Here is a 26819-nt window from a genome sequence, read left to right as displayed (position 1 = left end):
GGACGCGGCGGGTAGCACCCCCTTCTTGTGGAAGGTCTCAAGTGCCGGTACAACATCCTCCCACTTGTCGGGAGCGACCGAGCACTCCGCCCCGGTGTTGCCTGTCCCACAAGGGCCGCGCCGAAATGGCGGATGGGGGGCACAACGTGTCGTTGCGACTCGTTGTTCCGGCACGATCACGACCTCCGCGGCGGACCGACGCGGACGACACGCGCGTTACGACAGGAAGGAAATCCTCGTGGGGCTGTTCCGACGCAAGCGCGGTGCCGGCACCGATGCGCCCGACCGCAGGCAGGCCGCCGCCGCCGCGGCGCACTTGGGCGAGTTCGCGCGCAGCCGCAAGGGAGTCGAGGCGTACATCGAACCGGTGACCACCCTGAGCGGGACGACGGTGGTGTTCATCGCCGACACCGGCGAGTGGACCCGCCGTCGGGTCGCCGACCCCGGTGCCGCACGCACCCTCGCGCGCAAGCTGGGCATCCCGGTGTACGAGGCCGCCCTGGTGGGTTACCCCAAGCGCATGCGCGAGTGGACCCGCCGGCAAGCCGACGGATCCTGACCGACCCCGGTCGGACCGCCGGCCCGACCGGGGCGCCCGCGTGCCCCGGCCGGGCCGGACCGAACGGATGCGAGCGGCGCCGGGAACCGGCCCGGTTCCCGGCCGCGGCACCGGCCCGGGGGTCAGATCCGGTTGTCCGCCACGTCCTGCGCGACCTGGAGCAGCGAGCGCACGGCCACACCGGTGCCGCCCTTGGGCCGGTAGCCGCCGGCCTCGCCCTCGTGGAACGCCGGGCCGGCGATGTCCAGGTGTGCCCAGCTGACGCCGTCGGCCACGAACTCCTGGAGGAAGATGCCGGCGATCAGACCGCCGCCCATCCGCGAGTTGCCCATGTTCTTCAGGTCCGCGATCGGCGAGTCCATCTGCTTGCGCATGTCCGTCGGCAGCGGCATCGGCCACGCCTGCTCCCCCACGCGCGTCGCGGCGTCGTACACGGCGTCGCGGAAGGTGTCGTCGTTGGCCATGATCCCGTACATGTCGTTGCCCAGGGCGACCATCATCGCGCCGGTCAGCGTCGCGACGTCGATCAGCATCTGCGGCGACTCCTCGCACGCGCGCGTGATCGCGTCGGCCAGGACCAGCCGGCCCTCGGCGTCGGTGTTGAGCACCTCGACCGTGCGACCGCCGTACATCCGCAGCACGTCGCCGGGACGGGTCGCGGTGCCCGAGGGCATGTTCTCGGCCAGCGCGAGCCAGCCGGTCACATTGACCTCCAGGCCCAGCCGGGCCGCGGCCGCGACCGCGCCCAGGACGGCCGCCGCGCCGCCCATGTCCATCTTCATCGTCTCGTTGGAACCGGCCGGCTTGAGCGAGATGCCGCCCGAGTCGTAGGTGATGCCCTTGCCGACCAGTGCGATGGTGCGCTTGGCCTTGGGGTGCGTGTAGCCCAGCCGGACCAGGCGCGGCTTGTTGACCGAGCCCTGGCCGACGCCCAGGATGCCGCCGAAGCCGCCCTTGGCGAGCGCCTTTTCGTCGAGCACCTCGACCTTGAAGCCGGCGTTCTTGCCGGTGTCCACCGCGATCGCGGCGAAGTCCTTCGGAGTCAGGTCGTTCGGCGGGATGTTGACCAGGTCGCGGGCCTGGTTCACGCTCTGCGCGGTGATCGCGGCGCGCTCCACGGCGGCCTTGGCGGCCTTGTCCCGGCCCTTGATGCCGAGCAGCACGACGTCCTTGACCGCGTCCTTGCGGCCCTCGCGCGACTTCTCCCGGTAGGTCTCGAACGAGTACGCGCCGAGCAGCACGCCCTCCCCGAACGCACCCACCGCCTCCGCACCGGTCAGCGGCAGGGCCACGCCCGCCTTCTTGACGCCCGCGAGTGCCCGGGCCACGGTGCCGCCGGCGCGCCGCAGCGTCTCGTGTGTGAAGCCGTCGGCGGGCTGCTCGCCGAGGCCGATCACCAGCACGAGCGGGGCCTTCGCCGCGCCGAAGGTCGGGACGCGGTGCAGTTCGCCCTCGGCGCCCGTGGCGTCGAGCGCGGACAGGGTGTCGGTGAGTCGGCCGTCGAACGCCGCGGCGATGCTTTCGCTGCCCGCGGCGAGGACGGCGCCGTCCTCGCCCTTGACGGAGCCGATCACGAGAACGTCGGCACGCAGGGAAAGGGCCGCGGTGGAGCCGATACTCAGTGTGGTCACGAGTGTCCTGTCTCTCATCTCTCGGGGGTGCTGAGTGCCCGCACGATCGGTGGGGCACCGACGTGGCGATCCTTGCTCGGGATGCCTCGTCGAGCGGTGACGAGCCGTATGGAAGATACGTTCGCGTTCAGCATTTCACGCCTTCCCGGCAAACGTCTCAGCCAGTGGACACGACCAGCAGCGCGACGCACCCCGAGATCTCCACGACGGCGCCCAGCACATCGCCGGTGATCCCGCCGAATCGGCGGGTGGTGTGCCGCAACAGCAGGGCGCCGGCGGCGAGTCCGGCGCCCGCCGCGCCGAGTGCGCGCAGCCCTTCGGCGGGGTCCTGGACCACGGCGTACAGCCCGGCGGTCGCGACCAGGACCAGCGACCAGGCGAGGAGCACACCGCGCCCGACGGTGCCGGCGACCATCGCGCCGAGCCCGTCCGGCCGTGCCGAGGGCACCCCGGGGCGGCATGCCAGGGACAGCGCCGCGCGGCCGGTCACCGCGGCCAGCACCAGACCCGCGGCAGCCGGTCCCGAGCCGTGCTGCTGGAGCCGGACCAGTGCGCCGACCTCGATCAACACCAGGAACAACAGGCTCAGCACACCGAACGGGCCGATGTCGGAAGCCTTCATGATCCGCAGCGCGTCCGGTGCGGGTTTGGCCGAGCCGAGGCCGTCCGCGGTGTCGGCCAGGCCGTCCAGGTGCAGCCCGCGGGTGAGCAGCGCCAGGGTGGCGACCGCGAGCGCCGCGGCGGTGAGCGCGCCGGTGCCGGCCCACGCGGCGAGCGCCAGCACACCGGCCGCCGAGCCGCCCAGGACCAGGCCGACCAACGGTGCGCAGGCCATCGCCCGGCCGGCCACCGGGCGGTCCACCCGATCGACCCGGACCGGGATCACCGACAGGATGCCGAACGCCAGACGCAGGCCCGCCGAGCCGGTACCCGAGCTCACCGGGCGGGGTGCACCCGGGCCACCAGGTCGACCGCGGCACGCAGCACCGGCAACGCGAGCAGCGCGCCGACCGCCTCGCCACCTCTGACCTTGTAGTCCAGTACGGGTTCCAGGGCGAGCCGGTCCAGCGCCTTGACGTGGCCCGGCTCGGGGGTGACGTGGCCGGCCAGCCACCAGTCGGGGGAGCGGTACGAGATCCGCTGCGCGACCAGCGCGGACGCGGCGGTGGCCACATCGTCCAGCAGCACCGGGGTGCGCCGGATCGAGCACTGGAGCAGGAACCCGGTCATCGCCGCGAAGTCGGCCCCGCCACTGACGCCGAGCAGGCGCATCGGGTCGCCGAGCACCGGACGGGCCCGGCGCAGCGCGTCCCGGATGCCGGCGCACTTGCGGATCCAGGTCGCGTCGTCGATGCCGGAGCCGCGACCGATCACGGCTGCCGCGTCCATGCCGGTCAGCGCGCCGATGAGGACAGCCGCCGGGGTGGTCGCGGCGGCGCCCAGCGAGCCGAGCAGCAATACGTCGGCGCCCGAGTCGATCTCCGCGTCGGCGGTGTCCATGCCGACCCGGAACGCCCGCTCGACCTCGCCGGGGGCAAGTGCGTCGGCGGTGTCCACCGGTGCGGAGGCGCGGCGGATCCGGTCCCGCGAGACGTGTTCGGGGAAGGCGTCGGGTTCGGCGTCGACGGCGATGTCGACGATCCGGACCGGTGCGCCGACGGCCGCCGCGAAGGTGGCCGCGGCCGAGGTGCCGTCGAGGCAGGCCCGGACCTGGCGCGCGGTCCAGCCCGGACGGCGCACCGACACGTCGTGCGCGGCGATGCCGTGGTCGGCGGCGAACAGCACCACGCGGGGAGCGGCGATGGGCGCGTTGGTCTTGCCGCCCTGGACCGAGGCGTACCAGATGGCGAGCTCTTCGAGTCGGCCGTAGGCGCTCGGCGCGCCCGTCACGGCGATGAGGTGCTCGCGGACGCGGGCGCGGGCGTCGTCGTCGGGGCGCTCCACCTGTGCGGCCAGGGAGTCGAGGTCGATTGTCACCTGGTCAGGGTAGTTGTGCGCCCGAGCCCGCGGCGACGGGAGCTTCGGTCACCTCGCCCGGGGCGCTGCGGCCGCGTCTTGGCGGGCTCGGGTTTGGTGCTGCCCGCGCCACCCGCTGCCTCGGTAGGGGTGGCCACGGGTTCACCGCGCGCGGGATCGAAGACACGTCCTCTAGGAGACCGCGTGCCTGGCGCGGCGGGGGAGGCTGCGGAGGGTGAGGACCTGGCCGGCGACGACCAGGAGCACCTCGTCGGATTCGCCGGCGATGGTGGCGTTGAGTCGGCCGAGTTCGTCGCGGAAGCGGCGCCCGGCCGGAGTCGGGGGCACCACGCCGCTGCCGACCTCGTTGCTGACGCCGACCACCGGGACCCGGCAGGCCCGCCAGGCGGCGGCCAACGCGGCCGTGTCGGCCCGGACCGCCTCGCGCGCGCCCGCCGCCCACCGGGCGTCGTCCCACGCGCCGTGCGCGTCCATCACCGCGGTCAGCCACAACGACAGGCAGTCCACCAGGAGCGGCTGCCGGGCCTCGGCGAGCAGCCGGGTCAGCTCGATCGTCTCGGCGGTGCTCCAGGTGTCCGGGCGCCGATCGCGGTGCAGCGCGATCCGCTCGGCCCATTCGGTATCGCCCTCGCGGGTGCCGCCGGTCGCCACATAGAGCACGTCCGGGCAGGCCGCCAGGCGCCGTTCGGCCTCCGCCGACTTGCCCGAGCGGGCGCCGCCCAGGACCAGCGTGCGATGCGGGCGCGGGGCGGGCGAGGCGTCCGCGCCGACTCGGACCAGGCCGCCGTCGGGCACCGCACGGGCCCCCCACGCGGCCAGTCGGCGGTGCAGTTCCTCGCCCGGCGGCGACTCGTGCGACAGGTGTATCGCGAGCACGTCGGTGTCCTCGGTGACCGCACCGTCGCGGCGCAGCGTGGCCAGCCGCTCCGGCCACGAGACCACGTCCAGGAGCACCACGTCGTAGTGACCGCCCTCGCGCGTCCACGCCCGGGTCGCCTCCGCCTCGGGCGGCAGCGTGGAGGGCGGCGCGTACAGCAGGCGGGTCCCGTCGGTGCCGGTCACCTCGTACGCGACACGCCCGGGCGTACCGCCGGGCAACACCCGTATGCGGTGCCCGTCCAGGTCGAAGGTGTCCTCCTCGGCCACCTGTCGCCAGTGCGGTCCGCCGGCCGAGGGCGCGGGCAGCCAGGTCGGTGGTCCGGACGGCGCGACGACCTCGGTCAGCCCGGCGGCGGGCAACCAGGCCAGCGGCACGGACTCGGCCGGACCGCTCAGGAGCAGTCGCCGCACCCCGGTCAGCGGGTGTCCGGCCCGCGCGGCCGCGTGCGCGGGCTCGGGCCCGCAGTCGAGCAGCAGCGTGCCGTCGAGCAGCACACACGCGGGTCCGCGCACCACCGGACCGGTGCACCCCAGACAGGAGGCACAGGTGCAGAACGGCTGGGGCCAGCCCTTGGGACCGGCCGTGCCGAGCAGCGTCAGCTCCATGGGTGTCGTCGTGCTCCTGGCTATGAGGTGGTCGGGCTTGATCTACTGTGCAGGTCTTTGACGGTCCGAGATCCGAGGTGAGGAGCCCGACATGTCGTGGGTGTGGCGGTATGAGGACGCGGACGGTACCCCGGTCGACGGACCGCAGGCGGAGGACTTCACGAACCAGTCGGACGCGGAGAGCTGGCTCGGCGAGATCTGGAAGGACCTGCTCGCGGCCGGCATCGAACAGGTGAGCCTGCTGGAGGACGATGCCGTCGTGTACGAGCACATGAGCCTGCGCGCCGCCGAGGGCTGATCCCCCGGAACCGAGCATGCGAGAGGCGCGGCCGAGGCCGCGCCTCTCATCATCTCAAGCGAGCGCTACGGGCGCGTCGTCGGGCTCAGGGTGAGCGCCGGATCCCGGCTGACCACCGGATCCAGGATCACGTCGATCTTGGTCAACAGCCCCTCGTCGAGCGTGACGCCGGCCGCCTTGACGTTCTCGTGCACCTGCTCCGGACGGGACGCGCCGATGATGGCCGCCGACACGTTCGGGTTCTGCAGCACCCACGCGACGGCGAGTCGGGCGAGCGAGAGCCCGGCCTCGTCGGCCAGCGGGCGCAGTTGCTGCACCCGGGTGAGCACGTCGTCGGTGAGCATCCGGGACACGAAGTCCCGGCCGCCCTTGTCGTCGGTGGCGCGCGATCCGGCCGGCGGCGGTTGCCCCGGCAGGTACTTGCCGGTGAGCACGCCCTGCGCGATCGGCGACCAGACGATCTGGCCCAGTCCCAGTTCCTCGGAGGTCGGCACCACCTCGGCCTCGATCACCCGCCACAACATCGAGTACTGCGGCTGGTTGGAGATCAGCGGCACCCGCAGCTCGCGGGCGAGTTCGGCGCCGGCGCGAATCTGCTCGGCGTTCCACTCGGAGACACCGATGTACAGGGCCTTGCCCGAGCGGACCACGTCGGCGAAGGCCTGCATGGTCTCTTCCAGCGGCGTCGCGTAGTCGAAGCGGTGTGCCTGGTAGAGGTCCACGTAGTCGGTGCCGAGACGGGAGAGCGAACCGTCGATCGACTCCATGATGTGCTTGCGCGACAGACCCCGGTCGTTGCGACCGGGACCGGTGGGCCAGTAGACCTTGGTGAAGATCTCCAGGCCCTCGCGGCGCTCGCCCTTCAGCGCCCGTCCCAGTACGGACTCCGCACGCGTCTCCGCGTACACGTCGGCGGTGTCGAACGTGGTGATCCCGCAGTCGAGCGCGGCGCGCACGCATGCGAGCGCCGCGTCCTCTTCCACCTGGGAGCCGTGGGTGAGCCAGTTGCCGTAGGCGATCTCGCTGATCTCGAGACCGCTGCGGCCGAGGTGTCGGAATTCCATGCGAACACCCTATGTCGGGCCCCCACGCGACGACGGCGGCACCATCGCCCACACCGCTCCCACCACTCCCGGTGGCACCGTGCCTGCGACGCCCCCGTGCTCTCGGCGACCGTCGCTCAGCGCACCGTCTTCTCGCCGACCAGGTGCAGGACCGGCGCGATCAGCCGATACGGGTCGCGGCGGGACGCGTCCTCCTCGCAGGCGAGCAGGTTCGTCCACGCCTTCTGACCGCGTGGCGGCTCGGCGTCGTCCGGCTGCAGACCACTGAAGACGCCCACCCCGTACCAGTCCAACACCGGTGCGCCCAGGTCCGCGAGCACCGTGCACAGGCCCTCGACGGTGTCCGCGCGCAACGTGCCGCCGGCCGGGTTGGGGTACGTGGTCGCGGACAGGCCCTTGAGCGTCGCGGTCCATTGCGCCGCGGCACCCGCGCGCATCGCCAGCGAACCGGCGTTGCGCGAGGTGACCGAGATCAGACCGCCCTGGGTCATCATCCGGGCCAGCGCGGCGAGCATGCCGTCCGGCTCGGGCTGGGCCTCCAGCACGTCGTGGCAGATGGCCAGATCGAAGCTGCCCGGCGGGAAGTGCCGGCCGGCCTCGGCGCCGTCACCCTCGACCAGGCGCATCCGTCCCTGGACGTCCGCGCTCTCGTGGACCAGGTCCTCGTGCAGCTTGGTGAGCACGTCGGTGTCGGTGTTCACCGACGTGACGATGTGTCCGGCGCGGGCGAGCAGGATGCCGGGCGAGGCCGGTCCGCAGCCGACGTCCAGCACCCGCAGCGGGCCCCGATCGCGCAGTCGCGTCATGTGCTCGGCCAACTGGCGGGCCACCAATTCGCGACGGACCTGGGTGTGCAGGTCGCCGGTCAGCCCGGTGATCGTGGTCATGTGACCTTCTCGCCTCGTTTGACCTGCGGCTTGGGCAGCCGCAGCCGACGGAGCTGGAGACAGCGCATCAGCGCGTAGGGCGTGACGCCCTTGAGGTTCTCCTTGGGGAACTTCGCCCGTAGTGCCTTCTTCAAGCCCAGGTTGACCCGGATGGAGTCCAGGATGATCAGCAGGATCACCGCGATCCACAGGAAGAGCGAGAAGTTCTTCACCGCGAGACTGGGCAGGATGCTCAGGATCAGGATGATCACGGCCGAGGGCAGGAAGAACTCGCCGACCGTGTAGCGCGCGTCGACGTAGTCGCGGGCGAACCGGCGCAGCGGCCCCCGGTCCCGAGCCGGCAGCGCCCGCTCGTCGCCGGTCAGCAGCGCCTGGCGCTGCGCCTCGCGCTCCTCGCGCATCCGCATCCGGGCCTGCTTGCGCGCCTGCTTGGGGTCCTTGGTGATGGACACCTTGGTCTTGCGGTTGGCCTGGGCTTCGCTGCGCTTGGGCGTCGGCCGGCCCTTGGGGGCCTGGGGGTCACGGACGGCCTGCGAATCCTGGAGACGCTCCAGGGACTGCTCGGCGGTCTCGGGCTCTGCGTGGGAACGTCGTCGGAACACGCTCAAAGCCTACGTGTTCGACCCGGTCGACATTTCAAGGCTCCCCGGATCCGGTGCGATGTGGATGCGGAACTCTCACGGGCGGGAACACGTCAAGTGAGGCAAAGCCCTGCTGCCACAAGGTCGCTTGGGCATTTAGGCTTCAGGGAGCAGCACGGGTTGCCTACGAAGGGGGCACGCGAGGCCCATGAGCGGTGTAATGAAGCGAATGGCGATGATCTTCCGCGCGAAGGCCAACAAGGCCCTCGACAAGGCCGAGGATCCACGCGAGATGCTCGACTACTCGTACCAGAAACAACTTGAGCTGTTGCAGAAGGTACGCCGGGGCGTGGCCGATGTGGCGACCTCCCGCAAGCGGCTCGAACTGCAGATGACCGGTCTGCAGCAGCAGTCGGGCAAGCTCGAGGACCAGGGCCGCAAGGCGCTGGCCCTCGGTCGCGAGGATCTGGCCCGCGAGGCGCTCATGCGCCGCTCGGGTGTGCAGCAGCAGATCTCGGACCTCGGCACCCAGCACCAGAACCTCCAGGCGGAGGAGGAGAAGCTCGTCCTGGCCTCGCAGCGACTGCAGGCCAAGGTGGACGCGTTCCGTACCCGCAAGGAGACGATCAAGGCGACCTACACGGCCGCCGAGGCCCAGGCACGGATCGGTGGCGCGGTCGCCGGCATCTCCGAGGAGATGGGCGACGTCGGGCTCGCGATCCAGCGGGCCGAGGACAAGACCGCGCAGATGCAGGCCCGGGCGGGCGCGATCGACGAGTTGCTCGCCTCGGGCGCGCTCGACGACCCGACCGGGATGGCGAAGGACGACATCACCGCGGAGCTGGAGCGTTTGTCCAGCACGTCGGACGTGGAACTGGAGCTGGAGCGGATGAAGGCCGAGCTCTCCGGTGGCACCCCGCCGCCGGCGATCGGCCCCGGACAGCCCCGGCCGCGTTTCGACAAGCAGGGAGACGGCACATGATCGTGCGGATCGTGGGTGAGGGCCAGCTCGACGTCGCGGCGGAGCACCTGGATGTGCTCAACCGGGTCGACGACGAGCTTCAGGTCGCGATCGAGAGCGGCGACGACGCCGGCTTTCGCGCGGCGTTGACAGCGCTCCTGTCCAAGGTCCGCGAGGTCGGCACCGCGGTGCCGGATGACGAGATCGTGCCCTCCGACCTGCTGTTGCCGGCCGAGGACGCACATGTGGACGAGGTCAGGAAGATGCTGAGCGCGGACGGTCTGATCCCGGGCTGACGCGACTACCGCTCCTCCGTGCTGCGTGTGGGCGGTGTGCCTCGGGAGCTTCCCCGGGCACACCGCCCACTCACGTGTTACGGCAGGGCCAGCATGCGGTCGAGTGCGACCTTGGCGAACTTCTCGGTCTCCGCGTCCACCCGGATCCGGTTGACCACGTTGCCCTCGACCAGCGACTCCAGCGTCCACACCAGGTGCGGCAGGTCGATCCGGTTCATCGTCGAGCAGAAGCACACCGTCTTGTCCAGGAAGACGACCTGCTTGTCGGGGTGTGCCGCGGCCACCCGGCGGACCAGGTTGAGTTCGGTGCCGATCGCCCACGCCGAACCCGGCTCGGCCGCGTCCAGCGTGTTGATGATGTATTCGGTCGAGCCGACGTAGTCGGCCGCGGTGACCACCTCGTGCCGGCACTCCGGGTGTACGAGCACGTTGACCCCGGGGATCCGGGCGCGCACCTCCTCGACGGAGCTCACGTCGAAGCGCCCGTGCACCGAGCAGTGTCCGCGCCACAGAATCATCTTCGCCGCGCGCAACTGCTCGCGGGTGAGGCCGCCGTTCGGCTTGTGCGGGTTGTACAGCACGCAGTCGTCCGGGCTCAGCCCCATCTCCAGCACCGCGGTGTTGCGGCCCAGGTGCTGGTCGGGCAGGAACAGCACCTTCTCGCCCTGCTCGAAGGCCCAGTCCAGGGCGCGCTTGGCGTTGGAGGACGTGCATATCGTGCCGCCGTTGCGGCCGGTGAACGCCTTGATGTCGGCCGACGAGTTCATGTACGAGACCGGCACGGTGACATCCGCGATGCCCGCGTCGGCGAGCACGTCCCAGCACTCCTCGACCTGCTCCGAGGTGGCCATGTCGGCCATCGAGCAGCCCGCGGCCAGGTCCGGCAGGATCACCTGCTGCTCGTCGGAGGTCAGGATGTCGGCGCTCTCGGCCATGAAGTGCACACCGCAGAAGACGATGTACGGCGCGTCCGGACGGGCCGCCGCCTCGCGCGCGAGCTTGAACGAGTCGCCGGTCACGTCGGCGAATTCGATCACCTCGTCGCGCTGGTAGTGGTGGCCCAGGATGAACACCTTGTCGCCGAGCCGCTCCTTCGCCGCACGGGCGCGGGCCACCAGGTCCGGGTCGGAGGGCGAGGGCAGGTCTCCGGGACACTCGACGCCCCGTTCACTGCGCGGGTCGGCGGCGCGCCCGAGCATCAGCAGCGCGAGCGGCGTCGGCTGCACCCCGGGCGGCAGGTCCAGATCGTGTGTCGCGGTCACGGCGCGCACCTCTTCTCGTCTATTTGACACTAACAATCCTATCCTGTTCGTGTCAGGTTGACGAGAGCGGGGGTGTGCGACCATGAGTAAAACGCGAGGGCCCGAAGCATGATGTGGGAATAGGGCCGAGCCACCGTCGGTTGCCGAAGGTGGAAGTGGCGTACGAATGACGAACCACCACGTGGGAGCTTGCAGATGACTGTCCAGGACGAGACCACCAAGACCGGTGGCATCCTCCTCAGCGATGAGGCGGCGGCCAAGGTCAAGACTCTGCTGGAGCAAGAGGGTCGCGACGATCTCGCGCTGCGCGTGGCCGTCCAGCCCGGCGGTTGTTCCGGCATGCGTTACCAGCTGTTCTTCGACGAGCGGTCGCTCGACGGCGACGTCGTGGCCGACTTCAACGGCGTCTCGGTCGTCACGGACCGGATGAGCTCGCCGTATCTGAGCGGCGCCACGATCGACTTCGTGGACACGATCGAGAAGCAGGGCTTCACGATCGACAACCCGAACGCGGCCGGTTCCTGCGCCTGCGGTGACTCGTTCCACTGATTCGTCGCCTCACCCGCTGAACCCCGACGCCGCGCCGACCCGCAAGGGCCGGCGCGGCGTCGTCGTGTGCGGGTCCGGTCAGCCGACCGAGAAGGGCTTGCCGCCCGGTGTGATGCGCGCGCCGGTCTCGGCGTCGACGAGCGCGCGCGTGCCCAGCGGTGTGGGAAGGGTCACGTTCGCCTTGTTCTCCACGGCCATGTCCGTGCACATGTCGCCGATGCGGGTGATCTCCACACGGACGGCCACCTGTGTCGCCGACTCGCTCGCGACCACGAGGCGGTTGGTCTCGCACTGGCCGCCCCACAACCAGGCGGTCAGCGTGCGGCCGTCCGGGGCCACCGTGTAGCGGCTGAACCGGGTGTCGTCCTGGGCCGGGTAAAAGGTGTGCGGGGCGCCCGAGGGCAGGTTGGGCGAGGACGTCGAGGTGTCCGGGCCGGCGGCGTTGCCGGAGGCGGGCGTGCCCGGTCGGGCCTGGACGGTTTCGCCGGCCGGGGCGCCGGGCTCGCTCGACGCGGCGGCGCCGGGGTCGGCGGTGGTCGAACGGGGCGATTCCTCGTCACCGAGCACCGCCCAGGCCCCGCCGCCGACGCCGAGCACCGCGACGATCGCGAGCCCGACGATCAGCGGCCGCCGGCGTGCGGGGGGTTCGGGTCGAATGTCTGCGTCGTGCTCACCGTGGGTACGCATGCCGATTCGACGCGGGCCGAGCCGGAGCGGTTCCGCGGTGCGGCGGTCAGTCGCCGTATTCGGACATGCCCGCGACCAGCGTCGCGCCATGCGCGGGGACGTTGGTGGCGGGGGCGCGCGAACCGGCGGGCGCGGTCTTCGCCGGCGTCCGCTCCGGGCCCGGGGTGGTCCACGACGCGTCGATGTGACGGCAGTCACCGCGCAGGTCTTCGAGCGTCTCGGGCTCGGCCTGGGACGGCATCGCGGGCATCGGGGACATTTCATGACTCCTTGCGCTGGGGATCTTCAGCGTAAGTCGCACAGAGCGTGACGGCACGGTCTACCGACCGGTAGTTTTCGACGGGGTGTGCGACCGAGGTGGGATAACGTGTGCGAGTTTTCCCCTTCTCGTGCTCCTCGTACGCCACTATCCCCGTCCTCCACATAGGAGACACGCGCCATGCGCATTGCCGTGACCGGGTCGATCGCCACCGACCACCTCATGACGTTTCCCGGTCGGTTCTCCGACCAGCTCGTCTCGGACAAGCTGCACGTGGTCTCGCTGTCCTTCCTCGTCGACAAGCTGGACATCCGACGCGGCGGTGTCGCGCCGAACATCTGCTTCGGAATGGGATGTCTGGGGTTGTCGCCGATTCTGGTCGGCGCCGCCGGGGCGGACTTCGTGGACTACCGGTCCTGGTTGGACCGGCATCACGTGGACACCGAGTCCGTGCACATCTCGCCGACCCATCACACGGCTCGGTTCGTGTGCACGACCGACGAGGAGCACAACCAGATCGCGTCCTTCTATACCGGCGCGATGAGCGAGGCCCGCGAGATCGAACTGCGGCCGGTGGCCGATCGGGTCGGCGGCCTGGACCTGGTCGTGATCGGTGCGAACGACCCCGAGGCGATGTTGCGGCACAGCGACGAGTGCCGCGAGCGCGGCTACCCGTTCGCGGCCGACCCCTCGCAGCAACTCGCCCGGATGGAGGGCGAGGACATTCGTCGGCTCATCGACGGTGCGGCGTACCTGCTCACCAACGAGTACGAGAGCGCGCTGATCATGCAGAAGACCGGCTGGTCCGAGGCCGACATCCTGAAGAAGGTGGGCGTTCGGGTCACCACGCTGGGACCGAGCGGGGTCAAGGTCGAGCGGGAGGGCGAGGAGACCATCGTGGTGCCCTGTCCCGCGGAGGACGCCAAGGTCGATCCGACGGGTGTGGGCGACGGGTTCCGGGCCGGGTTCCTGTCCGGGATCACGTGGGGGTTGTCGCTGGAGCGGTCGGCGCAGGTCGGCAACATGCTGGCGACTCTGGTCATCGAGACGGTCGGGACGCAGGAGTATTCGTTGCGGCGGTCGTCGTTCCTGGGGCGGTTTGCTCGCGCGTACGGGGATGTGGCTGCGGGCGAGGTTGCGGCGCACCTCCCGACCTGATCTCGGTCTTCGGCCATCGGTGGCCTCGAGCGCCGGCCGGGCCGAAGCAGGCCCGGCCGGCGCTTCGAGGTCACCTTGGTGGGGTCAGGCGTGGCGGCGGACCACGTAGGCGTTGCCCCGGGGGCGGGATTCGGCGCGGAGGAATTCGTGGCCGGTCATTTCGCACCAGGCGGGGATGTCCAGGGCCGACGCCTCGTCGTCGGAGAGGACGGTGATCAGCGTGCCGTCCTCGACGTCGAGGATGCGCTTCGCCAGTTCGATCACCGGGATCGGGCAGCGGCGGCCGAGGGCGTCGACGACCACCCCCTCCTCGGTCGCCGCCGGCGCGGGGGTCGGGGTGTGCGCGACCACCGCGCGGAGCCTGGCGACCAGGCCCGGGAGGAGGGCCAGGAAGCGGTCCACCTCGGCCTCGGCCGTGCCGCGCGGCAGCGACACGCGGATGTTGCCGTGGGACAACACGCCCATCGCCTCCAGGACATGGCTGGGGGTCAGGGTCGAGGACGTGCACGAGGAACCCGACGACACCGCGAAGCCCGCTTTGTCCAGTTCGGTCAGCAGGGCCTCGCCGTCGACGTACAAACAGGAGAACGTGACGATGTGCGGGAGTCGGTGGAGCGGATCGCCGACCACCTCGACATCGGGCACCGTCTCCCGGACGCGGGTGCGGATGCGGTCGACCAGCGCGGACAGCCGACGATCCTCGTCGGCCGACTCGGTGCTCACCGCGCCCAGCGCGACCGCCGCCGCGACGATCGCCGGCACGTTCTCGAATCCGGGCACCCGGCGCGCCTCGCGCTCGTCGTAGGGCAGTGCGGACGCGTAGCGGGTGCCCTTGCGCACCACCAGCAGGCCGACCCCCGCCGGACCGCCCCACTTGTGCGCGCTCGCGGTCAGCACCGACCAGCCGTCCGGCACCGACATCCGGCCCACCGACTGCGCGGCGTCCACGAGCAGTGGCACGCCCGCCCGCTGACACGTCGTCACCACCTCGGCGATCGGCTGCACCGTGCCAACCTCATGGTTGGCGCTTTGCACGCACGCGAGCGCGGTGTCCGAACGAAGCGCCGAGGCGAACGCCGGCACATCGAGCCGGCCCGTGCGGTCCACCCCCGTCCGGGTGATTTCCGCGACCGTTCCGCGCTGCTCCGAACGTGCCGCGTGCGTGTCCGCGGTGTGCAGTACGCAGGAGTGTTCGACCGCGCCGACGACCAGGTGCGTGCCCACCCGGCGGCGGCCCGCGAGCACGCCGAGCATGCCCAACTGGACCGCCTGTGTCCCGGATGTGGTGAATGACACTTCATCAGGTCGGGTGCCCAACACCGACGCCACCGTCTCGCGCGCGGCGTCGAGCAGCATGCGGGCTCGTCGGCCGTCGTAATAGCCGCGTGCGGGATCGGCCCAGCCCTCGTCCAGAGTGCTCAGGAAGGCCGCTTTCGCAGCGGGGTGCAGTGGTTCGGTGGAGGCCGCGTCGAAATACGCCATGGGTCGGACGGTAGCCAATCCTCGAATCCCGGACACGTTCGGGCCGTTCGCCCGAACGGATGCACCGGCACATCCACTCGGCCTGCGACACCAGACCTCCGCGCGCGACCCGAATAGGGCTGGAGTAGGGTTTGGCCCGCAGAAACATCCATACCTGTCCGCGCAACGGGTCGCCAGGGAAGAAAAGTTCCCCACCTCGACTCGCGCGCGGGCGAGACATTCGGGAAGGCGCTACGTGAGTCCCTACGGCTCCGACCGCTCGCCGCGGCGCTGGATGCGGCGCAGGGTGCCGCAGCTGCTGGCTCTGGGCCTCGTCACTGCGACCGCCACCGGCTGCTCCGTCGATTCCAAGGACCTGCCGAGACTCGGCCTGCCCAACCCTGTCACCGAGCAGGGTCCGCGAGTCCTGTCGCTCTGGCAGGGCGCCTGGATTGCAGCGCTGATCGTCGGGGCCGTGGTGTGGGGGCTCATCCTGTGGAGCGTCGCGTTCCACCGCCGGTCGCGCACCAAGATCGAGATCCCGCCGCAGACGCGGTACAACCTCCCCATCGAGGTTCTGTACACGGTCATCCCCGGCATCATGATCGCGGTCTTCTTCTACTTCACCGCGCGTGACGAGACCAAGCTCGAAGAACTCTCCAAGAACCCCGACAACGTGATCAACGTGGTCGGCGTGCAGTGGAGCTGGTCCTTCAACTACAAGGGCGACCCGGCCGACGGCACGGTCGACGTCTACGAGCAGGGCACGCCCGGCAAGCCGCCGATGCTCTACCTGCCCGTGAAGGAGTCCGTCCGGTTCGACCTGACCTCGCCGGACGTCATCCACTCGTTCTGGGTCCCGAACTTCTTGTACAAGAAGGACGTCTTCCCGGGCCGATTGAACAAGTTCGAGGTCGTCCCGACGAAGAAGGGCACGTACGGCGGCAAGTGCGCCGAACTGTGCGGTGTGGACCACTCGCGCATGCTCTTCAACGTGAAGATCGTGGACAAGGCCGAATACGTCCAGCACCTGAAGGAGCTGGCCGCGAAGGGCCAGACCGGCGAGCTGCGCAGCAAGATCAACGAGCCGGCCCCCGTTGAAGCGCACGGGAAGAAGTGACGAGTGACAATCCTCAGTGAGCCACAGACCGTGGCCCCGGACGGACCCCCGCCGGTCCGCCGCAAGGAGCCCGGGAACATCGTCATCAAGTGGATGACGACCACGGACCACAAGACGATCGGGTCGATGTACCTGATCACCTCCTTCGTCTTCTTCTGCATCGGTGGTGTGCTCGCGCTGCTCATGCGCGCGGAGCTGGCCCGCCCCGGCACGCAGTTCATGTCGAACGAGCAGTTCAACCAGTCGTTCACGATGCACGGCACGATCATGCTGCTGATGTTCGCGACGCCGCTGTTCGCCGGCTTCACGAACTGGATCATGCCGCTGCAGATCGGCGCGCCCGACGTCGCGTTCCCGCGCCTGAACATGTTCGCCTACTGGCTCTACCTGTTCGGCTCGATCATCGCGGTGGCCGGCTTCATCACCCCGCAGGGTGCCGCCGACTTCGGCTGGTTCGCGTACGCGCCGCTGTCCGACTCGGTCCGCTCGCCGGGCATCGGCGGCGACATGTGGATCATGGGTCTGGCGATGTCGGGCTTCGGCACCATCCTCGGTGCCGTCAACTTCATCACCACGATCATCTGCATGCGCGCGCCCGGTCTGACCATGTTCCGGATGTCGATCTTCTGCTGGAACGTGCTGCTGACCTCGGTCCTGGTGCTGATGGCGTTCCCGGTCCTGGCCGCGGCGCTGTTCGCGCTGGAGGCGGACCGCAAGTTCGGTACCCACATCTTCGATCCGGCCAACGGCGGACCGATCCTGTGGCAGCACCTCTTCTGGTTCTTCGGCCATCCCGAGGTGTACATCATCGCGTTGCCGTTCTTCGGCATCGTGTCGGAGATCATCCCGGTCTTCGCGCGCAAGCCGATGTTCGGTTACAAGAGCCTGATCGCCGCGACCATCTCGATCGCGGGCCTGTCGGTCACCGTGTGGGCGCACCACATGTTCCCGACCGGCGCGGTCATGCTGCCGTTCTTCTCCTTCATGACGTTCCTGATCGCCGTACCGACCGGCGTGAAGTTCTTCAACTGGATCGGCACCATGTGGCGCGGCTCGTTGTCTTTCGAGACACCGATGTTGTGGACCGTCGGCTTCCTGGTGACCTTCGCGTTCGGTGGCCTCACCGGCGTCATCCTGGCCTCCCCGCCGCTGGACTTCCACGTCTCCGACACCTACTTCGTGGTGGCGCACTTCCACTACGTGGTGTTCGGCACCGTGGTGTTCGCGATGTTCGCGGGCTTCCACTTCTGGTGGCCCAAGTTCACCGGCAAGATGCTCGACGAGCGGCTGGGCAAGATCACCTTCTGGACGCTGTTCATCGGCTTCCACACCACGTTCCTGGTGCAGCACTGGCTGGGTGCCGAGGGCATGGCCCGTCGGTACGCGGACTACCTGGACTCGGAAGGCTTCACCACGCTGAACACGATCTCGACCCTGGGCTCGTTCCTGCTGGGTCTGTCGATCCTGCCGTTCTTCTACAACATCTGGAAGACGCACAAGTACGGCAAGAAGATCACCGTGGACGACCCGTGGGGCTACGGCCGTTCGCTGGAGTGGGCGACCTCCTGCCCGCCGCCTCGGCACAACTTCACGAGCATTCCGCGGATCCGTTCCGAGGCCCCCGCGTTCGACCTCCACCACCCGGAGATCGCCGCGCTGGAGTACCTCACCGACGAGCGTTCCGAGGCATCGCCCGAGCTGGCGAAGGGAGCCGAGAAGTGAAGTTCAACGGTGTCCTGTTCGCCGTCCTGGCCGTGTTCCTGCTGCCGGTGACGATCATCTACTGGGTGCTCTCCGAGGACCCGACCGGCACCACCGCGCTGTCGTTGACCTTCGGTCTGTCGCTGATGATCGGGTTCTACCTGATCTTCACCGCGCGCCGGATGGACCTGCTCGCGCAGGACAACGAAGAGGGCGAGATCGCCGACGACGCCGGCGAGCTGGGCTTCTTCGCCCCGCACAGCTGGCAGCCGCTGATGCTGGGGGTCGGTTCGGCCCTGCTCTTCCTGGGCGTCATCTTCGGTTGGTGGCTGGCGATGTTCGCCGCGCCGATCGTCGCGATCGGTGTCTGGGGCTGGGTCTTCGAGTTCTACCGGGGTGCGGACCAGCGCTACTAGCACTACCGATTCGCAACCTTCGCAATACGGTTTCGCCACAAGGCCGATCACCCGAATGGGTGATCGGCCTTGTGTGATATCTACAGAGGACTCCTCGACGACCTCCGAATGTCACCGGTGTGTGACCGTTCTCCGGTTGTGGCAACCCGGACCGGGGGTCGATGCGTCAAATGGACGCAAGGGAGTTCCAGGACGAGGGAGGGACACGCGTGCCCCGGATACACGGAGCATCGCGCACGGGGGCAGCGGGCGGCGGCATACGCCTCTTCGCGGGACTCATGGTGGCGCCGCTCATATTCATCGCAGGCTGCTCGTCGGATGGCGGCAAGGCCGGCCCAGGGGGGAGCGGGGGCAATTCCGGCGGTTCGAGCAGTGGTCCGAACAAGAAGGCGGCCGCACCCGCCACCATCGCGATCACGCCCGCCGACGGCACCAAGAGCGTGGAGACGGACGGCGTCCTCAAGGTCGACGCGACCGGTGGCAAGCTCACCTCGGTCGTGGTCACCGACGCCAAGGGCAAGACCGTGGACGGGCAGCTCAGCCCCGACGGCATCGGCTGGAAGCCGGCCGCGCCGCTGGCCAACGGCGGTGCCTACACGGTGGCGGCCAAGGCCGCGAACGCCGACGGCGCCGAGGTCACCGCGCAGAGCAAGTTCAACACCAAGGCCGCCGACGACACGTTCGTGGCCGACTTCAACATCGAGCCGGACAGCACGTGGGGCGTCGGCGCGATCATCTCGCTCAAGTTCAACGAGCCGATCAAGGACAAGGCCGCGATCGAGCGCAACCTCAAGGTGATCTCCGAGCCCGCGGTGCAGGGCTCGTGGTCCTGGCTCAAGGACCTCGACGGCAACGACCGGATCGACTACCGCCCGGAGAAGTACTGGGCGAGTGGCACGAAGGTCAACCTCAAGGCGAACCTGACCGGCGCGAAGGCGGCGCCGGGCGTCTACGGCAAGCAGACCAAGGACATCAAGTTCACCATCGGGCGCTCCCTGGTGGCCACCGCGGACCTCAAGTCCAAGCACATGGTGGTCACCAAGGACGGGACCCAGGTCGAGGACCTGCCGATCTCGGCTGGCGGCCCCAACTACCCGACCTGGGGCGGGACGATGGTCGTCCTGGACAAGGTCGACGGCATCACGATGGACTCCGAGACGGTCGGGCTGGGCACCGCGTACAACATGAAGAACGTCCGACACGCGGTGCACCTGACCGCGTCCGGCACGTACGCGCACGGCGCGCCCTGGAACGATGGCAAGTTCGGTCGGCAGAACGACAGCCACGGCTGCATCGGACTGGGCGCCTCGAACGCCAAGACGTTCTTCGATCTGGTCACCCAGGGTGACCCGGTCGAGGTGGTCAACAGCACCGACAAGACCGTCAAGCCCGGCAACGGGCTCGGCGGCTGGAGCGTCGACTGGGCGACGTGGGTCAAGGGCAGCGCGCTCGGCGGTGGGGCGACCGGCACCCCGGCCGGCTGAGGGACACCACCCACGAGGTTCCACGCACGAGGTGGCACACGATAGGGCGAACCGCCCGATTGCGCGATCCGACCGGTGGTCGGCATCACGCGATCGGGCGGTTTGTGCGTTTGGATGAATGAAGCAGGGTGCTCCCGGCCACTCTCGATGCAACAACTCCGCGTATCCCGCGCTCGACGAGCACGGCTGGAGGTCGAGAGTGAATCGGGACAGGACTGTTCGCCTCCGCTGGATCGGCTGGGCCCTGACATCGGCCCTGCCACTCGTTTTCGTCACCGGCTGCGGGACGTGGGAGAAGCAGCGGGGTACCGAGATCGAGCGGCCCACCAAGAGCGCGGCCCGGCTCACGGTGGACGTGCGGCCGGATCGACCCGCGCAGCCGGCCAAACCGATCACCGTCACCGCGAGCGACGGCCGACTGTACGCGGTGAGCCTGACCGGCCCGGACGGGAAGCCGGTGTCCGGCGGCAACGCGGCCGGCGACGCGACGTGGTCCAACTCCGAACCGCTGGCCTACGGCACCACCTACACGCTGACCGCGTCGGCGGTCGACGCGTTCGGGCTGACCGCGACCCGTACCGATACGTTCACCACGCTCGTACCGGACGCCGAGAAGCACGTGGCCTCGGTGCTGCCGGAGGCCGACTCCACGGTGGGGGTGGGCATGCCGATCACCGCCACGCTGGAGAAGCCGGTCACCGATCCCGCGCAGCGCGCCGAAGTGGAGAAGCGGCTCCAGGTGTCCGCCTCCACGCCGGTCGAGGGCGCCTGGGGCTGGGTGGACGACAAGACGGTGCGCTATCGGCCCAAGGAGTACTGGCCGGTGGGCAGCAAGGTCTCGGTGGCCACCAGCCTGGTCGGCGTCGACTTCGGCGACGGCGTGTACGGCGGCCCGGGCAAGCCGGTCGGCTTCGAGGTCGGCGACTCCGTGGTCGCGACCGTGGACGCCGCGGCGCACACGATGACGGTCAAGCGCAACGGCACCGACGTCAAGACGGTGCCGGTGACCACCGGCAAGGCCGGCTTCACCACCCGTTCGGGTACCAAGGTGGTGCTGGGCAAGGCCCCGCACGTGCTGATGGACGGCACCACGGTGGGCATCTCGGCGAACAGCAGCGACAACTACCGGCTGGACGTCTCGTGGGCCACCCGGGTCACCTGGAGCGGCGAGTTCCTGCACGCGGCGCCGTGGTCGGTGGGCGCGCAGGGCAGTGCGAACGTGAGTCACGGCTGCGTGGGGATGAGCGACGAGAACGCCAAGTGGTTCTACGACGAGGTCAAGGTCGGCGACGTGGTCGTCGTGGTGAACACGGGTGAATCCAAGACCATGGAGCCGTTCGGCAACGGCTACGGCGAGTGGAACCTGGACTGGTCGCAGTGGCTGACCCACAGCGCGGCAGGCGCCTCCGGCACCCGGCAGCTCTGAGGACCGGCGCGCGGCGCCTGCGCGCAGCGCTGTACGGCAGTCTGCGGGGCGCAACGCGAAGGGCCCCACCGGAGAGATCCGGTGGGGCCCTTCGTCGTTCCTGCGCGTCCTACGGGTCGTGCCGATGTGGCGTCAGCAGCCCGGCCCCGGTCGCGTCAGTGGTGACCGTGTCCGCTGGTCAGTTCCTTGTACTCCTCGGCCGTCGGCTTCTCGATCGGCTCGGCGAAGTACCAGTGCGACATCCTCGAACGCAGTTTCTGCGAACGCTTGACCTTGCGGGCCACCCCGTTCTCGTCCTCGGCCGGCTCCAGCTCGTACGGCTTCGGCTGTTCGTGGGCGGTGAGGGTGTGCCGCACCCCGGCTTCCAGCGGTTCGTGGATCTCGACGAATTCGCCGTGCGGGAGCTTCTTGATCACGCCGGTCTCGCGACCGTGCAGGACCTTGTCCCGGTCGCGGCGCTGCAGACCCTTGCAGATCCGCACCGTGGCCAGGTAGGCCAGCACGGGCGCGATGAAGAACGCGAAGCGGCCGACCCAGGTGATCGTGTTGATCGACAGGTGGAAGTGCGTCGCGATGATGTCGTTGCCACCGCAGACCCACAACACGCCGTAGCACACGATCCAGGCGACGCCCAGGCCGGTGCGGACCGGCATGTTGCGCGGGCGGTCCAGCAGGTGGTGCTCACGCTTGTCGCCGGTGATCCAGCCTTCGATCCACGGGTACATCGCCAGGAACGTGAACAGCACGCCGGGCACGATCAGGGACGGGATCAACACGTTGAAGCTGAGCGTGTGGCCCCAGATGTTCCATTCCCAGTTCGGCATGATGCGCAGGGATCCCTCGAGGAACCCGATGTACCAGTCCGGTTGGGAACCCGCCGTGATCTGACCCGGGTTGTATGGACCGTAGGCCCAGATCGGGTTGATCTGCACCATGCCGCCGAGGGCGGCGGTGATGCCGAACACGATGAAGAAGAAGCCACCGGCCTTGGCCGCGTAGACCGGCAGCAGCGGCAGGCCGACCACGTTCTTCTCGGTCTTGCCCGGGCCGGGGAACTGGGTGTGCTTCTGGTAGAAGACCAGGATCAGGTGCACGGTCACCAGACCGACCATGATCGCCGGGATCAGCAGCACGTGGATGGTGAACAGGCGGGGCACGATGTCCTCGCCCGGGAACTCCCCGCCGAACAGGAAGAACTGCACGTACGTGCCGACCAGCGGGATGGCCAGGACCACACCCTCGGCGATGCGCAGACCCGTACCGGAGAGCAGGTCGTCCGGGAGCGAGTAGCCGGTGAAGCCGTTGACCATGGCCAGCACCAGCAGCAGGAAGCCGAACAGCCAGTTTATTTCGCGCGGCTTGCGGAACGCCCCGGTGAAGAAGATCCGGAACATGTGCACGAACAGCGACGACACGAAGATCAGCGCGGCCCAGTGGTGGATCTGACGCATCGCCAGGCCACCGCGGATGTCGAAGCTGATGTCCAGCGTCGAGGCGTACGCCTGGGACATGTGAATGCCCTGCAGCGGTACGTAGGAGCCGTCGTAGACGACCTCCTGCATGCTCGGCTTGAAGAACAGCGTCAGGAAGACACCGGTCAGCAGCAGCACGATGAAGCTGTACAGCGCCACTTCACCGAGCATGAAGGACCAGTGGTCCGGAAAGACCTTGCGCAGGTTCTTCTTCGCCGCGCCGTAGATGCCCAGCCGGCTGTCCAGCGCGTCGACCGCGCGAACGGTCGCGTTGTCCGGGATCGGGGTGCTCTTGTTCGCCCCGCCCTTGGGTTGTTCGCTCGACATCAGCCACGCTCCCAGAAGCTCGCGCCGACCGGTTCGGTGAAGTCCTGCGTCGCAGCGAGGTTACCCGCCTCGTTCACATGGATCTTCAACTGCGGCAGCGAACGCGCGGCCGGGCCGAACACGACCTTGCCGTCGTCGGCCAGGTCGAAGGTGGACTGGTGACAGGGGCACAGCAGGTGGTGCGTCTGCTGCTCGTACAGGCCGATCGGGCAACCCACGTGGGTGCAGATCTTCGAGTACGCCACGATGCCCTCGTAGCCCCAGGCCAGTTCCTTCTTGGACTTGATGTCCTCCGGCTCCAGACGGACCACCAGGACCGCGGACATGCCCGCCTTCTCCAGCCAGCCGTGCGAGAGCTCCACCTTCTCGCCGGCCGGGCCGTACTTCTCGACCAGGCCGTCGGGCAGCACCATGGTCAGCGAGCCCTTGACGATGTCGTCCGGCTTGATCGGCAGGCCGGTCGCCTCGTTGATGAGCTCCGTGCCCGGCTTCCAATCGGTGTGCCGCAGCTTGGTGCCCGGCAGCGGACCGAGGTCGCGCAGCAGCACGACGCCGGACAGCGGCACCAGGGCCATCGCGCCGATCATCGTGCGCCGGATCAGCGGCCGACGGCCGATCACCGAGTCCGCGGCACCCTGGGTGAACTCGCGGATCGCGTACTCGCGGGTCTCCGGGTCCGAGGTGAACTCGTGCCGCTCCTGGACGATCTCCTCGTCCGTCATCAGCGTGCGCGCCCAGTGGATCGCGCCTGCGCCGATGCAGAACAGCGCGAGGCCGAGGAAGCCGCCGAGCGCGAGGTTCTGGGCACCGATCTTCCCGAAGAAGAAGATGTCGATGATGCGGTGCTTGTCGATGCCGACGTACGCCCAGATGAAACCGATCGTGGACAACATCGAGATCACGAACAGGAACGCGACCTGACGTTCGGCCCGCTTGGCGGCCTTCTCGTCGATGTCGGTGACGCGCGGCTCGTGAGCCGGCAGGCCGGGGTCGGCGAACGGGTCGCCTTCCGCCGGAACATGTGCCGAGGCGTGTACCTCGGGCAGGTGCTCTTCAGGCACTTCAGACTTGTCCTGGCTACTCATTTGGTCCTGGCCTTGGGGGTCCGGGCGGCAATCCAGATCGCGCACGCGATGAGCAGACCGAGCGCGATGATCCAGCCGAACAGACCTTCGGAGACCGGGCCGAGACGGCCGAGACCCAGGCCGCCGGGGTTCGGCTCCTTCTTGGTCGTCTCGTGGACGTACGTGACGATGTCCTTCTTCTGCTGCTCGGGCATCGTGCTGTCCGGGAACGAAGGCATGTTCTGCGGGCCGGAGAGCATGGCCTCGTAGATGTGCTTCGGGTCCACGTCCTTCAGCGGCGGGGCGTACTTGCCCTCGGTCAGGGCGCCGCCCTCACCGGAGAAGTTGTGGCACTGCGAGCAGTTCGTGCGGAACAGCTCCGCGCCGTTGACGATGTCGCCGTCCGGCGCGTACATGTTCGCCGTCGGGATCTTGGGCCCGACGCCGAGGGAGGCCACGTACGCGGACAGCTGTTGGATCTGCGCCGGGGTGTACACCTCGGGCTTGCGCGGCGCCTGCGCGCCGGGCTGCTGAAGCGGCATCCGGCCGGTCGACACCTGGAAGTCGACGGCGGCCGCGCCGACGCCGATCAGGGAGGGGCCGTCGGTGGAACCCTGGGCGTCGAGCCCATGGCAGGTCGAGCATCCGCTCAGGTAGAGCTTCTTGCCCGCCTCGACCGCGATGGAGGCGGAGTCGTCGGCCTCCGCCTTCTTGGCAGGCGCGAACGCGGCGTACAGCCCCCCGGTAGCCGCGAGCGCGAAGATGAGTACGACGATCGCCGCCAAGGGGTGGCGTCGCCGCGCGGAGAGCTTTTTCACGGAAAACCCCGGTCCAATGTCGTCTGCGTAGTGAGTGTCGGGACGTCTACCTGATGACGTAGATCGTGAAGAACAGACCGATCCAGACCACGTCGACGAAGTGCCAGTAGTACGAGACGACGATTGCGGCCGTGGCCTGCTCGTGGGTGAATCGTCGGGCCGTGTAGGTGCGTCCGAGGACCAACAGGAAGGCGATCAGGCCACCTGTCACGTGCATGCCGTGGAAGCCGGTGGTCAGGTAGAAGACCGAACCGTAAGCCGACGACGAAAGCGTCGTTCCTTCCTTGACCAGGGCGGTGTACTCCATCACCTGGCCGCCGACGAAGACGGCGCCCATCACGAAGGTGATGACGAACCACATTCTGAGCTTCTTGACGTCACCGCGTTCGGCCGCGAAGACGCCGAGCTGGCAGGTGAGCGAGGACAGCACGAGGATCGTCGTGTTGCCCGTCGAGAACGGGATGTTCAGCTCACCGGCGTGCTCACGCCAAGCGTCCGCCCCGGTGACGGAGCGGATCGTGAAATACATCGCGAACAGAGCCGCGAAGAACATCAGCTCCGACGCCAACCAGACGATCGTGCCGATGCTGACCAAGTTGGGACGGTTGAGCGTCCCGTGTGTCCCGTGTGAGGGGGGCCCGGTTTCTAGTGCAGTTGCTGTCGCCACGGCGGCCATTATTGCGGTCGCCGGATCTGCCCACACTTCGGGGGGTAACCCTTGTAGAACGTGTCGGGGTTAGGCTCTGGTTCCGTGAGTGGCTCTGCAGGCGATGCCGGGATGTTTCTGGCACACGCGACCCCCGGGAACGTACCGCCGGAACTGACCCCCATTCGACTCCTGACCGGATGGGTGTTCGAGCCGATCCCGATTCTGGTCGCGATGCTGTTCGGCGGCCTCTATCTGTACGGGGTGCACAAGCTCAGGGCTCGCGGGGACTCGTGGTCGCGGTGGCGGAGCTTCTCCTTCCTGGGTCTGGGGCTGGGCACGTTCCTGCTCGCGACCGAGTCCGCGCTGGCCGCGTACGACACCGTGTTGCTGAGCGTGCACATGGTGCAGCACATGGTGCTGGCGATGATCACGCCGATCTTCCTCGCGCTCGGCGCACCGATCACACTCGCCCTGCGCACGCTGCCGGCCAAGTGGCGCAATCGCCTCAACGCCCTGCTGCACAGCAGATACGCGAAGGTGGTCACCTTCCCGGCGTTCGCCGGTTTCGTCTTCGTGCTCAACCCGTTCGCCCTGTACTTCACGCCCTGGTACGAGCTGACATTGCGGAATACCTTCATGCACGACATGAATCACGTGCACTTCGTGATCATCGGCTGCATGTGGTTCTGGCCACTCCTGGGTCTGGATCCGATGCCGCGGGCGAGTTACCCGATGCGGTTGCTCGCGGTGTTCGCGACGCTGCCGTTCCACGCGTGGCTGGGCATCGCGATCATGAGTTCGTCCAATGTCCTGGCCGGTGACTGGTACAACGACCTCGGTCGGGACTGGGGCGCGAGTCCGCTCTCGGACCAGGGCACGGCGGGCGGAATCCTGTGGGGCAGCGGCGACATCATCGGACTGCTGGTCTTCCTGGTGCTGTTCGTGCAGTGGGCTCGGGCCTCCGAACGCGAGGCGGTCCGGGAGGACCGCCGGCTGGACCGGCTCGAACTGATCGAGGCGGGTCGCAAGGCGCGCGAGGAGCGGTTGGCGCGCGAGGCGGCCGAGGCCGGCGAGGCCGGCGACGGTGCACGATCGGGCCTGGAAGTCGCCGGAAAATCCGTGCCGAAGAGCACTCTTCCGGGTGACTCTGCCCGAACGGAGGAGGCCGGCTCGGCCGTCCGGGTGGCCCGCGGGCCCGAACCGCGGTCGGCCGACTCGGCCGAGTAG

27 protein-coding genes are annotated in these 26819 nt (G+C 69.0%); 12 read left to right on the top strand and 15 right to left on the bottom strand.

Annotated features, from left to right (window positions below; all coding sequences use genetic code 11):
* The first annotated feature begins 238 nt into the window (after positions 1–238).
* Positions 239–559, top strand: a complete 321-nt coding sequence (locus tag A3IC_RS0126135; RefSeq protein ID WP_020553022.1) for a hypothetical protein — start codon at positions 239–241, stop codon at positions 557–559.
* Positions 560–681: 122 nt separating this feature from the next.
* Here the strand turns inward: A3IC_RS0126135 and A3IC_RS0126130 are convergent, their stop codons facing one another.
* The 4 genes from A3IC_RS0126130 to A3IC_RS0126115 all read right to left on the bottom strand — a co-directional run bounded on the left by A3IC_RS0126130 (position 682) and on the right by A3IC_RS0126115 (position 5652).
* A complete protein-coding gene (locus A3IC_RS0126130; protein WP_020553021.1) occupies positions 682–2190 on the bottom strand; it encodes a leucyl aminopeptidase in 1509 nt (502 codons plus the stop codon).
* Positions 2191–2347: 157 nt separating this feature from the next.
* Positions 2348–3130 carry an adenosylcobinamide-GDP ribazoletransferase gene (locus A3IC_RS0126125; protein WP_020553020.1) on the bottom strand — a complete coding sequence of 261 codons (783 nt, stop codon included), beginning with the start codon at positions 3128–3130 and terminating at the stop codon, positions 2348–2350.
* Positions 3127–4167 carry a nicotinate-nucleotide--dimethylbenzimidazole phosphoribosyltransferase gene (locus A3IC_RS0126120; protein ID WP_020553019.1) on the bottom strand — a complete coding sequence of 347 codons (1041 nt, stop codon included), beginning with the start codon at positions 4165–4167 and terminating at the stop codon, positions 3127–3129. Before A3IC_RS0126120 ends, A3IC_RS0126125 begins: the two co-directional genes overlap by 4 nt.
* A 171-nt stretch (positions 4168–4338) precedes the next feature.
* Positions 4339–5652: a bifunctional adenosylcobinamide kinase/adenosylcobinamide-phosphate guanylyltransferase gene (locus A3IC_RS0126115; protein WP_020553018.1), complete on the bottom strand. Its 1314-nt coding sequence runs from the start codon at positions 5650–5652 to the stop codon at positions 4339–4341.
* 91 nt (positions 5653–5743) lie between these two features.
* Here A3IC_RS0126115 and A3IC_RS0126110 point away from each other — a divergent pair, with 91 nt between their 5' ends.
* Entirely contained in the window at positions 5744–5950 is a 207-nt protein-coding gene (locus A3IC_RS0126110) for a hypothetical protein (RefSeq protein ID WP_020553017.1), read from the top strand.
* A gap of 65 nt (positions 5951–6015) precedes the next feature.
* Here A3IC_RS0126110 and A3IC_RS0126105 read toward each other — a convergent pair whose 3' ends face one another.
* From A3IC_RS0126105 to A3IC_RS0126095, 3 genes are all read right to left on the bottom strand, one after another.
* Positions 6016–7014: an aldo/keto reductase family protein gene (locus tag A3IC_RS0126105; protein WP_020553016.1), complete on the bottom strand. Its 999-nt coding sequence runs from the start codon at positions 7012–7014 to the stop codon at positions 6016–6018.
* Positions 7015–7130: 116 nt separating this feature from the next.
* Complete coding sequence (locus tag A3IC_RS0126100; protein WP_020553015.1) at positions 7131–7901, bottom strand: class I SAM-dependent methyltransferase; 771 nt, start codon at positions 7899–7901, stop codon at positions 7131–7133.
* Complete coding sequence (locus A3IC_RS0126095; RefSeq protein WP_020553014.1) at positions 7898–8503, bottom strand: DUF3043 domain-containing protein; 606 nt, start codon at positions 8501–8503, stop codon at positions 7898–7900. The genes A3IC_RS0126100 and A3IC_RS0126095 overlap by 4 nt, the downstream gene beginning before the upstream one ends.
* Positions 8504–8690: 187 nt before the next feature.
* Here A3IC_RS0126095 and A3IC_RS0126090 point away from each other — a divergent pair, with 187 nt between their 5' ends.
* Together A3IC_RS0126090 and pspAA are read left to right on the top strand one after the other, a co-directional pair.
* Positions 8691–9464: a PspA/IM30 family protein gene (locus A3IC_RS0126090; RefSeq protein WP_079026675.1), complete on the top strand. Its 774-nt coding sequence runs from the start codon at positions 8691–8693 to the stop codon at positions 9462–9464.
* Positions 9461–9739, top strand: coding sequence for a PspA-associated protein PspAA (pspAA, locus tag A3IC_RS0126085; protein ID WP_020553012.1), 279 nt, complete (start codon positions 9461–9463; stop codon positions 9737–9739). The genes A3IC_RS0126090 and pspAA overlap by 4 nt, the downstream gene beginning before the upstream one ends.
* Before the next feature lie 77 nt (positions 9740–9816).
* Here pspAA and nadA read toward each other — a convergent pair whose 3' ends face one another.
* On the bottom strand, positions 9817–11010 hold the full coding sequence (nadA, locus tag A3IC_RS0126080; RefSeq protein WP_020553011.1) for a quinolinate synthase NadA: 1194 nt from the start codon (positions 11008–11010) through the stop codon (positions 9817–9819).
* A gap of 186 nt (positions 11011–11196) precedes the next feature.
* Here nadA and A3IC_RS0126075 point away from each other — a divergent pair, with 186 nt between their 5' ends.
* A complete protein-coding gene (locus A3IC_RS0126075) occupies positions 11197–11550 on the top strand; it encodes a HesB/IscA family protein (RefSeq protein ID WP_020553010.1) in 354 nt (117 codons plus the stop codon).
* A 78-nt stretch (positions 11551–11628) separates the two neighbouring features.
* Here A3IC_RS0126075 and A3IC_RS62685 read toward each other — a convergent pair whose 3' ends face one another.
* A complete protein-coding gene (locus A3IC_RS62685; RefSeq protein ID WP_020553009.1) occupies positions 11629–12237 on the bottom strand; it encodes a flagellar basal body-associated FliL family protein in 609 nt (202 codons plus the stop codon).
* 46 nt (positions 12238–12283) lie between these two features.
* Entirely contained in the window at positions 12284–12496 is a 213-nt protein-coding gene (locus tag A3IC_RS0126065) for a hypothetical protein (protein WP_020553008.1), read from the bottom strand.
* A 180-nt stretch (positions 12497–12676) separates the two neighbouring features.
* Here A3IC_RS0126065 and A3IC_RS0126060 point away from each other — a divergent pair, with 180 nt between their 5' ends.
* On the top strand, positions 12677–13654 hold the full coding sequence (locus A3IC_RS0126060; RefSeq protein ID WP_020553007.1) for a carbohydrate kinase family protein: 978 nt from the start codon (positions 12677–12679) through the stop codon (positions 13652–13654).
* Between the two features lie 84 nt (positions 13655–13738).
* Here the strand turns inward: A3IC_RS0126060 and A3IC_RS0126055 are convergent, their stop codons facing one another.
* Complete coding sequence (locus A3IC_RS0126055; RefSeq protein WP_020553006.1) at positions 13739–15136, bottom strand: cysteine desulfurase/sulfurtransferase TusA family protein; 1398 nt, start codon at positions 15134–15136, stop codon at positions 13739–13741.
* A 235-nt stretch (positions 15137–15371) separates the two neighbouring features.
* Here A3IC_RS0126055 and ctaC point away from each other — a divergent pair, with 235 nt between their 5' ends.
* The 5 genes from ctaC (at position 15372) to A3IC_RS0126030 (ending at position 21262) form a co-directional block, all read left to right on the top strand.
* A complete protein-coding gene (gene ctaC / locus A3IC_RS0126050) occupies positions 15372–16235 on the top strand; it encodes an aa3-type cytochrome oxidase subunit II (RefSeq protein ID WP_020553005.1) in 864 nt (287 codons plus the stop codon).
* Positions 16236–16238: 3 nt separating this feature from the next.
* Positions 16239–17957, top strand: a complete 1719-nt coding sequence (gene ctaD, locus A3IC_RS0126045; RefSeq protein WP_026218753.1) for an aa3-type cytochrome oxidase subunit I — start codon at positions 16239–16241, stop codon at positions 17955–17957.
* Positions 17954–18352, top strand: a complete 399-nt coding sequence (locus A3IC_RS0126040) for a cytochrome c oxidase subunit 4 (protein ID WP_020553003.1) — start codon at positions 17954–17956, stop codon at positions 18350–18352. The genes ctaD and A3IC_RS0126040 overlap by 4 nt, the downstream gene beginning before the upstream one ends.
* A gap of 209 nt (positions 18353–18561) precedes the next feature.
* On the top strand, positions 18562–19836 hold the full coding sequence (locus A3IC_RS56640) for a L,D-transpeptidase (RefSeq protein ID WP_158696105.1): 1275 nt from the start codon (positions 18562–18564) through the stop codon (positions 19834–19836).
* A 199-nt stretch (positions 19837–20035) separates the two neighbouring features.
* Positions 20036–21262: a L,D-transpeptidase gene (locus tag A3IC_RS0126030; RefSeq protein ID WP_020553001.1), complete on the top strand. Its 1227-nt coding sequence runs from the start codon at positions 20036–20038 to the stop codon at positions 21260–21262.
* 155 nt (positions 21263–21417) lie between these two features.
* On the opposite strand, the gene qcrB is transcribed toward A3IC_RS0126030, so the two are convergent.
* Genes qcrB through ctaE form a run of 4 tightly spaced genes read right to left on the bottom strand, consistent with a single transcriptional unit; the run spans position 21418 to position 25619 of the window.
* Positions 21418–23061: a cytochrome bc1 complex cytochrome b subunit gene (qcrB, locus tag A3IC_RS0126025; protein ID WP_020553000.1), complete on the bottom strand. Its 1644-nt coding sequence runs from the start codon at positions 23059–23061 to the stop codon at positions 21418–21420.
* Entirely contained in the window at positions 23061–24146 is a 1086-nt protein-coding gene (gene qcrA / locus A3IC_RS0126020) for a cytochrome bc1 complex Rieske iron-sulfur subunit (RefSeq protein ID WP_026218752.1), read from the bottom strand. The genes qcrB and qcrA overlap by 1 nt, the downstream gene beginning before the upstream one ends.
* Positions 24143–24943 carry a cytochrome bc1 complex diheme cytochrome c subunit gene (qcrC, locus tag A3IC_RS0126015; protein ID WP_026218751.1) on the bottom strand — a complete coding sequence of 267 codons (801 nt, stop codon included), beginning with the start codon at positions 24941–24943 and terminating at the stop codon, positions 24143–24145. The genes qcrA and qcrC overlap by 4 nt, the downstream gene beginning before the upstream one ends.
* A gap of 46 nt (positions 24944–24989) precedes the next feature.
* Entirely contained in the window at positions 24990–25619 is a 630-nt protein-coding gene (gene ctaE, locus A3IC_RS0126010) for an aa3-type cytochrome oxidase subunit III (RefSeq protein ID WP_026218750.1), read from the bottom strand.
* A 75-nt stretch (positions 25620–25694) separates the two neighbouring features.
* Between ctaE and A3IC_RS56635 the strand changes: the two genes are divergently transcribed.
* Positions 25695–26819 (top strand): cytochrome c oxidase assembly protein, encoded by a 1125-nt coding sequence (locus A3IC_RS56635; protein WP_205354647.1) that lies wholly within the window; start codon positions 25695–25697, stop codon positions 26817–26819.

The sequence above is a fragment of the Embleya scabrispora DSM 41855 genome (genome assembly GCF_000372745.1).
Lineage (GTDB): Bacteria > Actinomycetota > Actinomycetes > Streptomycetales > Streptomycetaceae > Embleya > Embleya scabrispora.
Note: the sequence above shows the minus strand (reverse complement) of the source record. Positions and strands in the feature narration are given on the sequence as shown.

Coding starts and splice junctions, on each gene's coding strand:
- A3IC_RS0126115 (WP_020553018.1), bottom strand. CDS start 5,652: ATGGAGCTGACGCTGCTCGGCACGGCCGGTCCCAAGGGCTGGCCCCAG.
- A3IC_RS0126110 (WP_020553017.1), top strand. CDS start 5,744: ATGTCGTGGGTGTGGCGGTATGAGGACGCGGACGGTACCCCGGTCGAC.
- A3IC_RS0126105 (WP_020553016.1), bottom strand. CDS start 7,014: ATGGAATTCCGACACCTCGGCCGCAGCGGTCTCGAGATCAGCGAGATC.
- A3IC_RS0126100 (WP_020553015.1), bottom strand. CDS start 7,901: ATGACCACGATCACCGGGCTGACCGGCGACCTGCACACCCAGGTCCGT.
- A3IC_RS0126090 (WP_079026675.1), top strand. CDS start 8,691: ATGAGCGGTGTAATGAAGCGAATGGCGATGATCTTCCGCGCGAAGGCC.
- pspAA (WP_020553012.1), top strand. CDS start 9,461: ATGATCGTGCGGATCGTGGGTGAGGGCCAGCTCGACGTCGCGGCGGAG.
- A3IC_RS0126075 (WP_020553010.1), top strand. CDS start 11,197: ATGACTGTCCAGGACGAGACCACCAAGACCGGTGGCATCCTCCTCAGC.
- A3IC_RS62685 (WP_020553009.1), bottom strand. CDS start 12,237: ATGCGTACCCACGGTGAGCACGACGCAGACATTCGACCCGAACCCCCC.
- A3IC_RS0126065 (WP_020553008.1), bottom strand. CDS start 12,496: ATGTCCCCGATGCCCGCGATGCCGTCCCAGGCCGAGCCCGAGACGCTC.
- A3IC_RS0126060 (WP_020553007.1), top strand. CDS start 12,677: ATGCGCATTGCCGTGACCGGGTCGATCGCCACCGACCACCTCATGACG.
- A3IC_RS0126055 (WP_020553006.1), bottom strand. CDS start 15,136: ATGGCGTATTTCGACGCGGCCTCCACCGAACCACTGCACCCCGCTGCG.
- qcrB (WP_020553000.1), bottom strand. CDS start 23,061: ATGTCGAGCGAACAACCCAAGGGCGGGGCGAACAAGAGCACCCCGATC.
- qcrA (WP_026218752.1), bottom strand. CDS start 24,146: ATGAGTAGCCAGGACAAGTCTGAAGTGCCTGAAGAGCACCTGCCCGAG.
- ctaE (WP_026218750.1), bottom strand. CDS start 25,619: ATGGCCGCCGTGGCGACAGCAACTGCACTAGAAACCGGGCCCCCCTCA.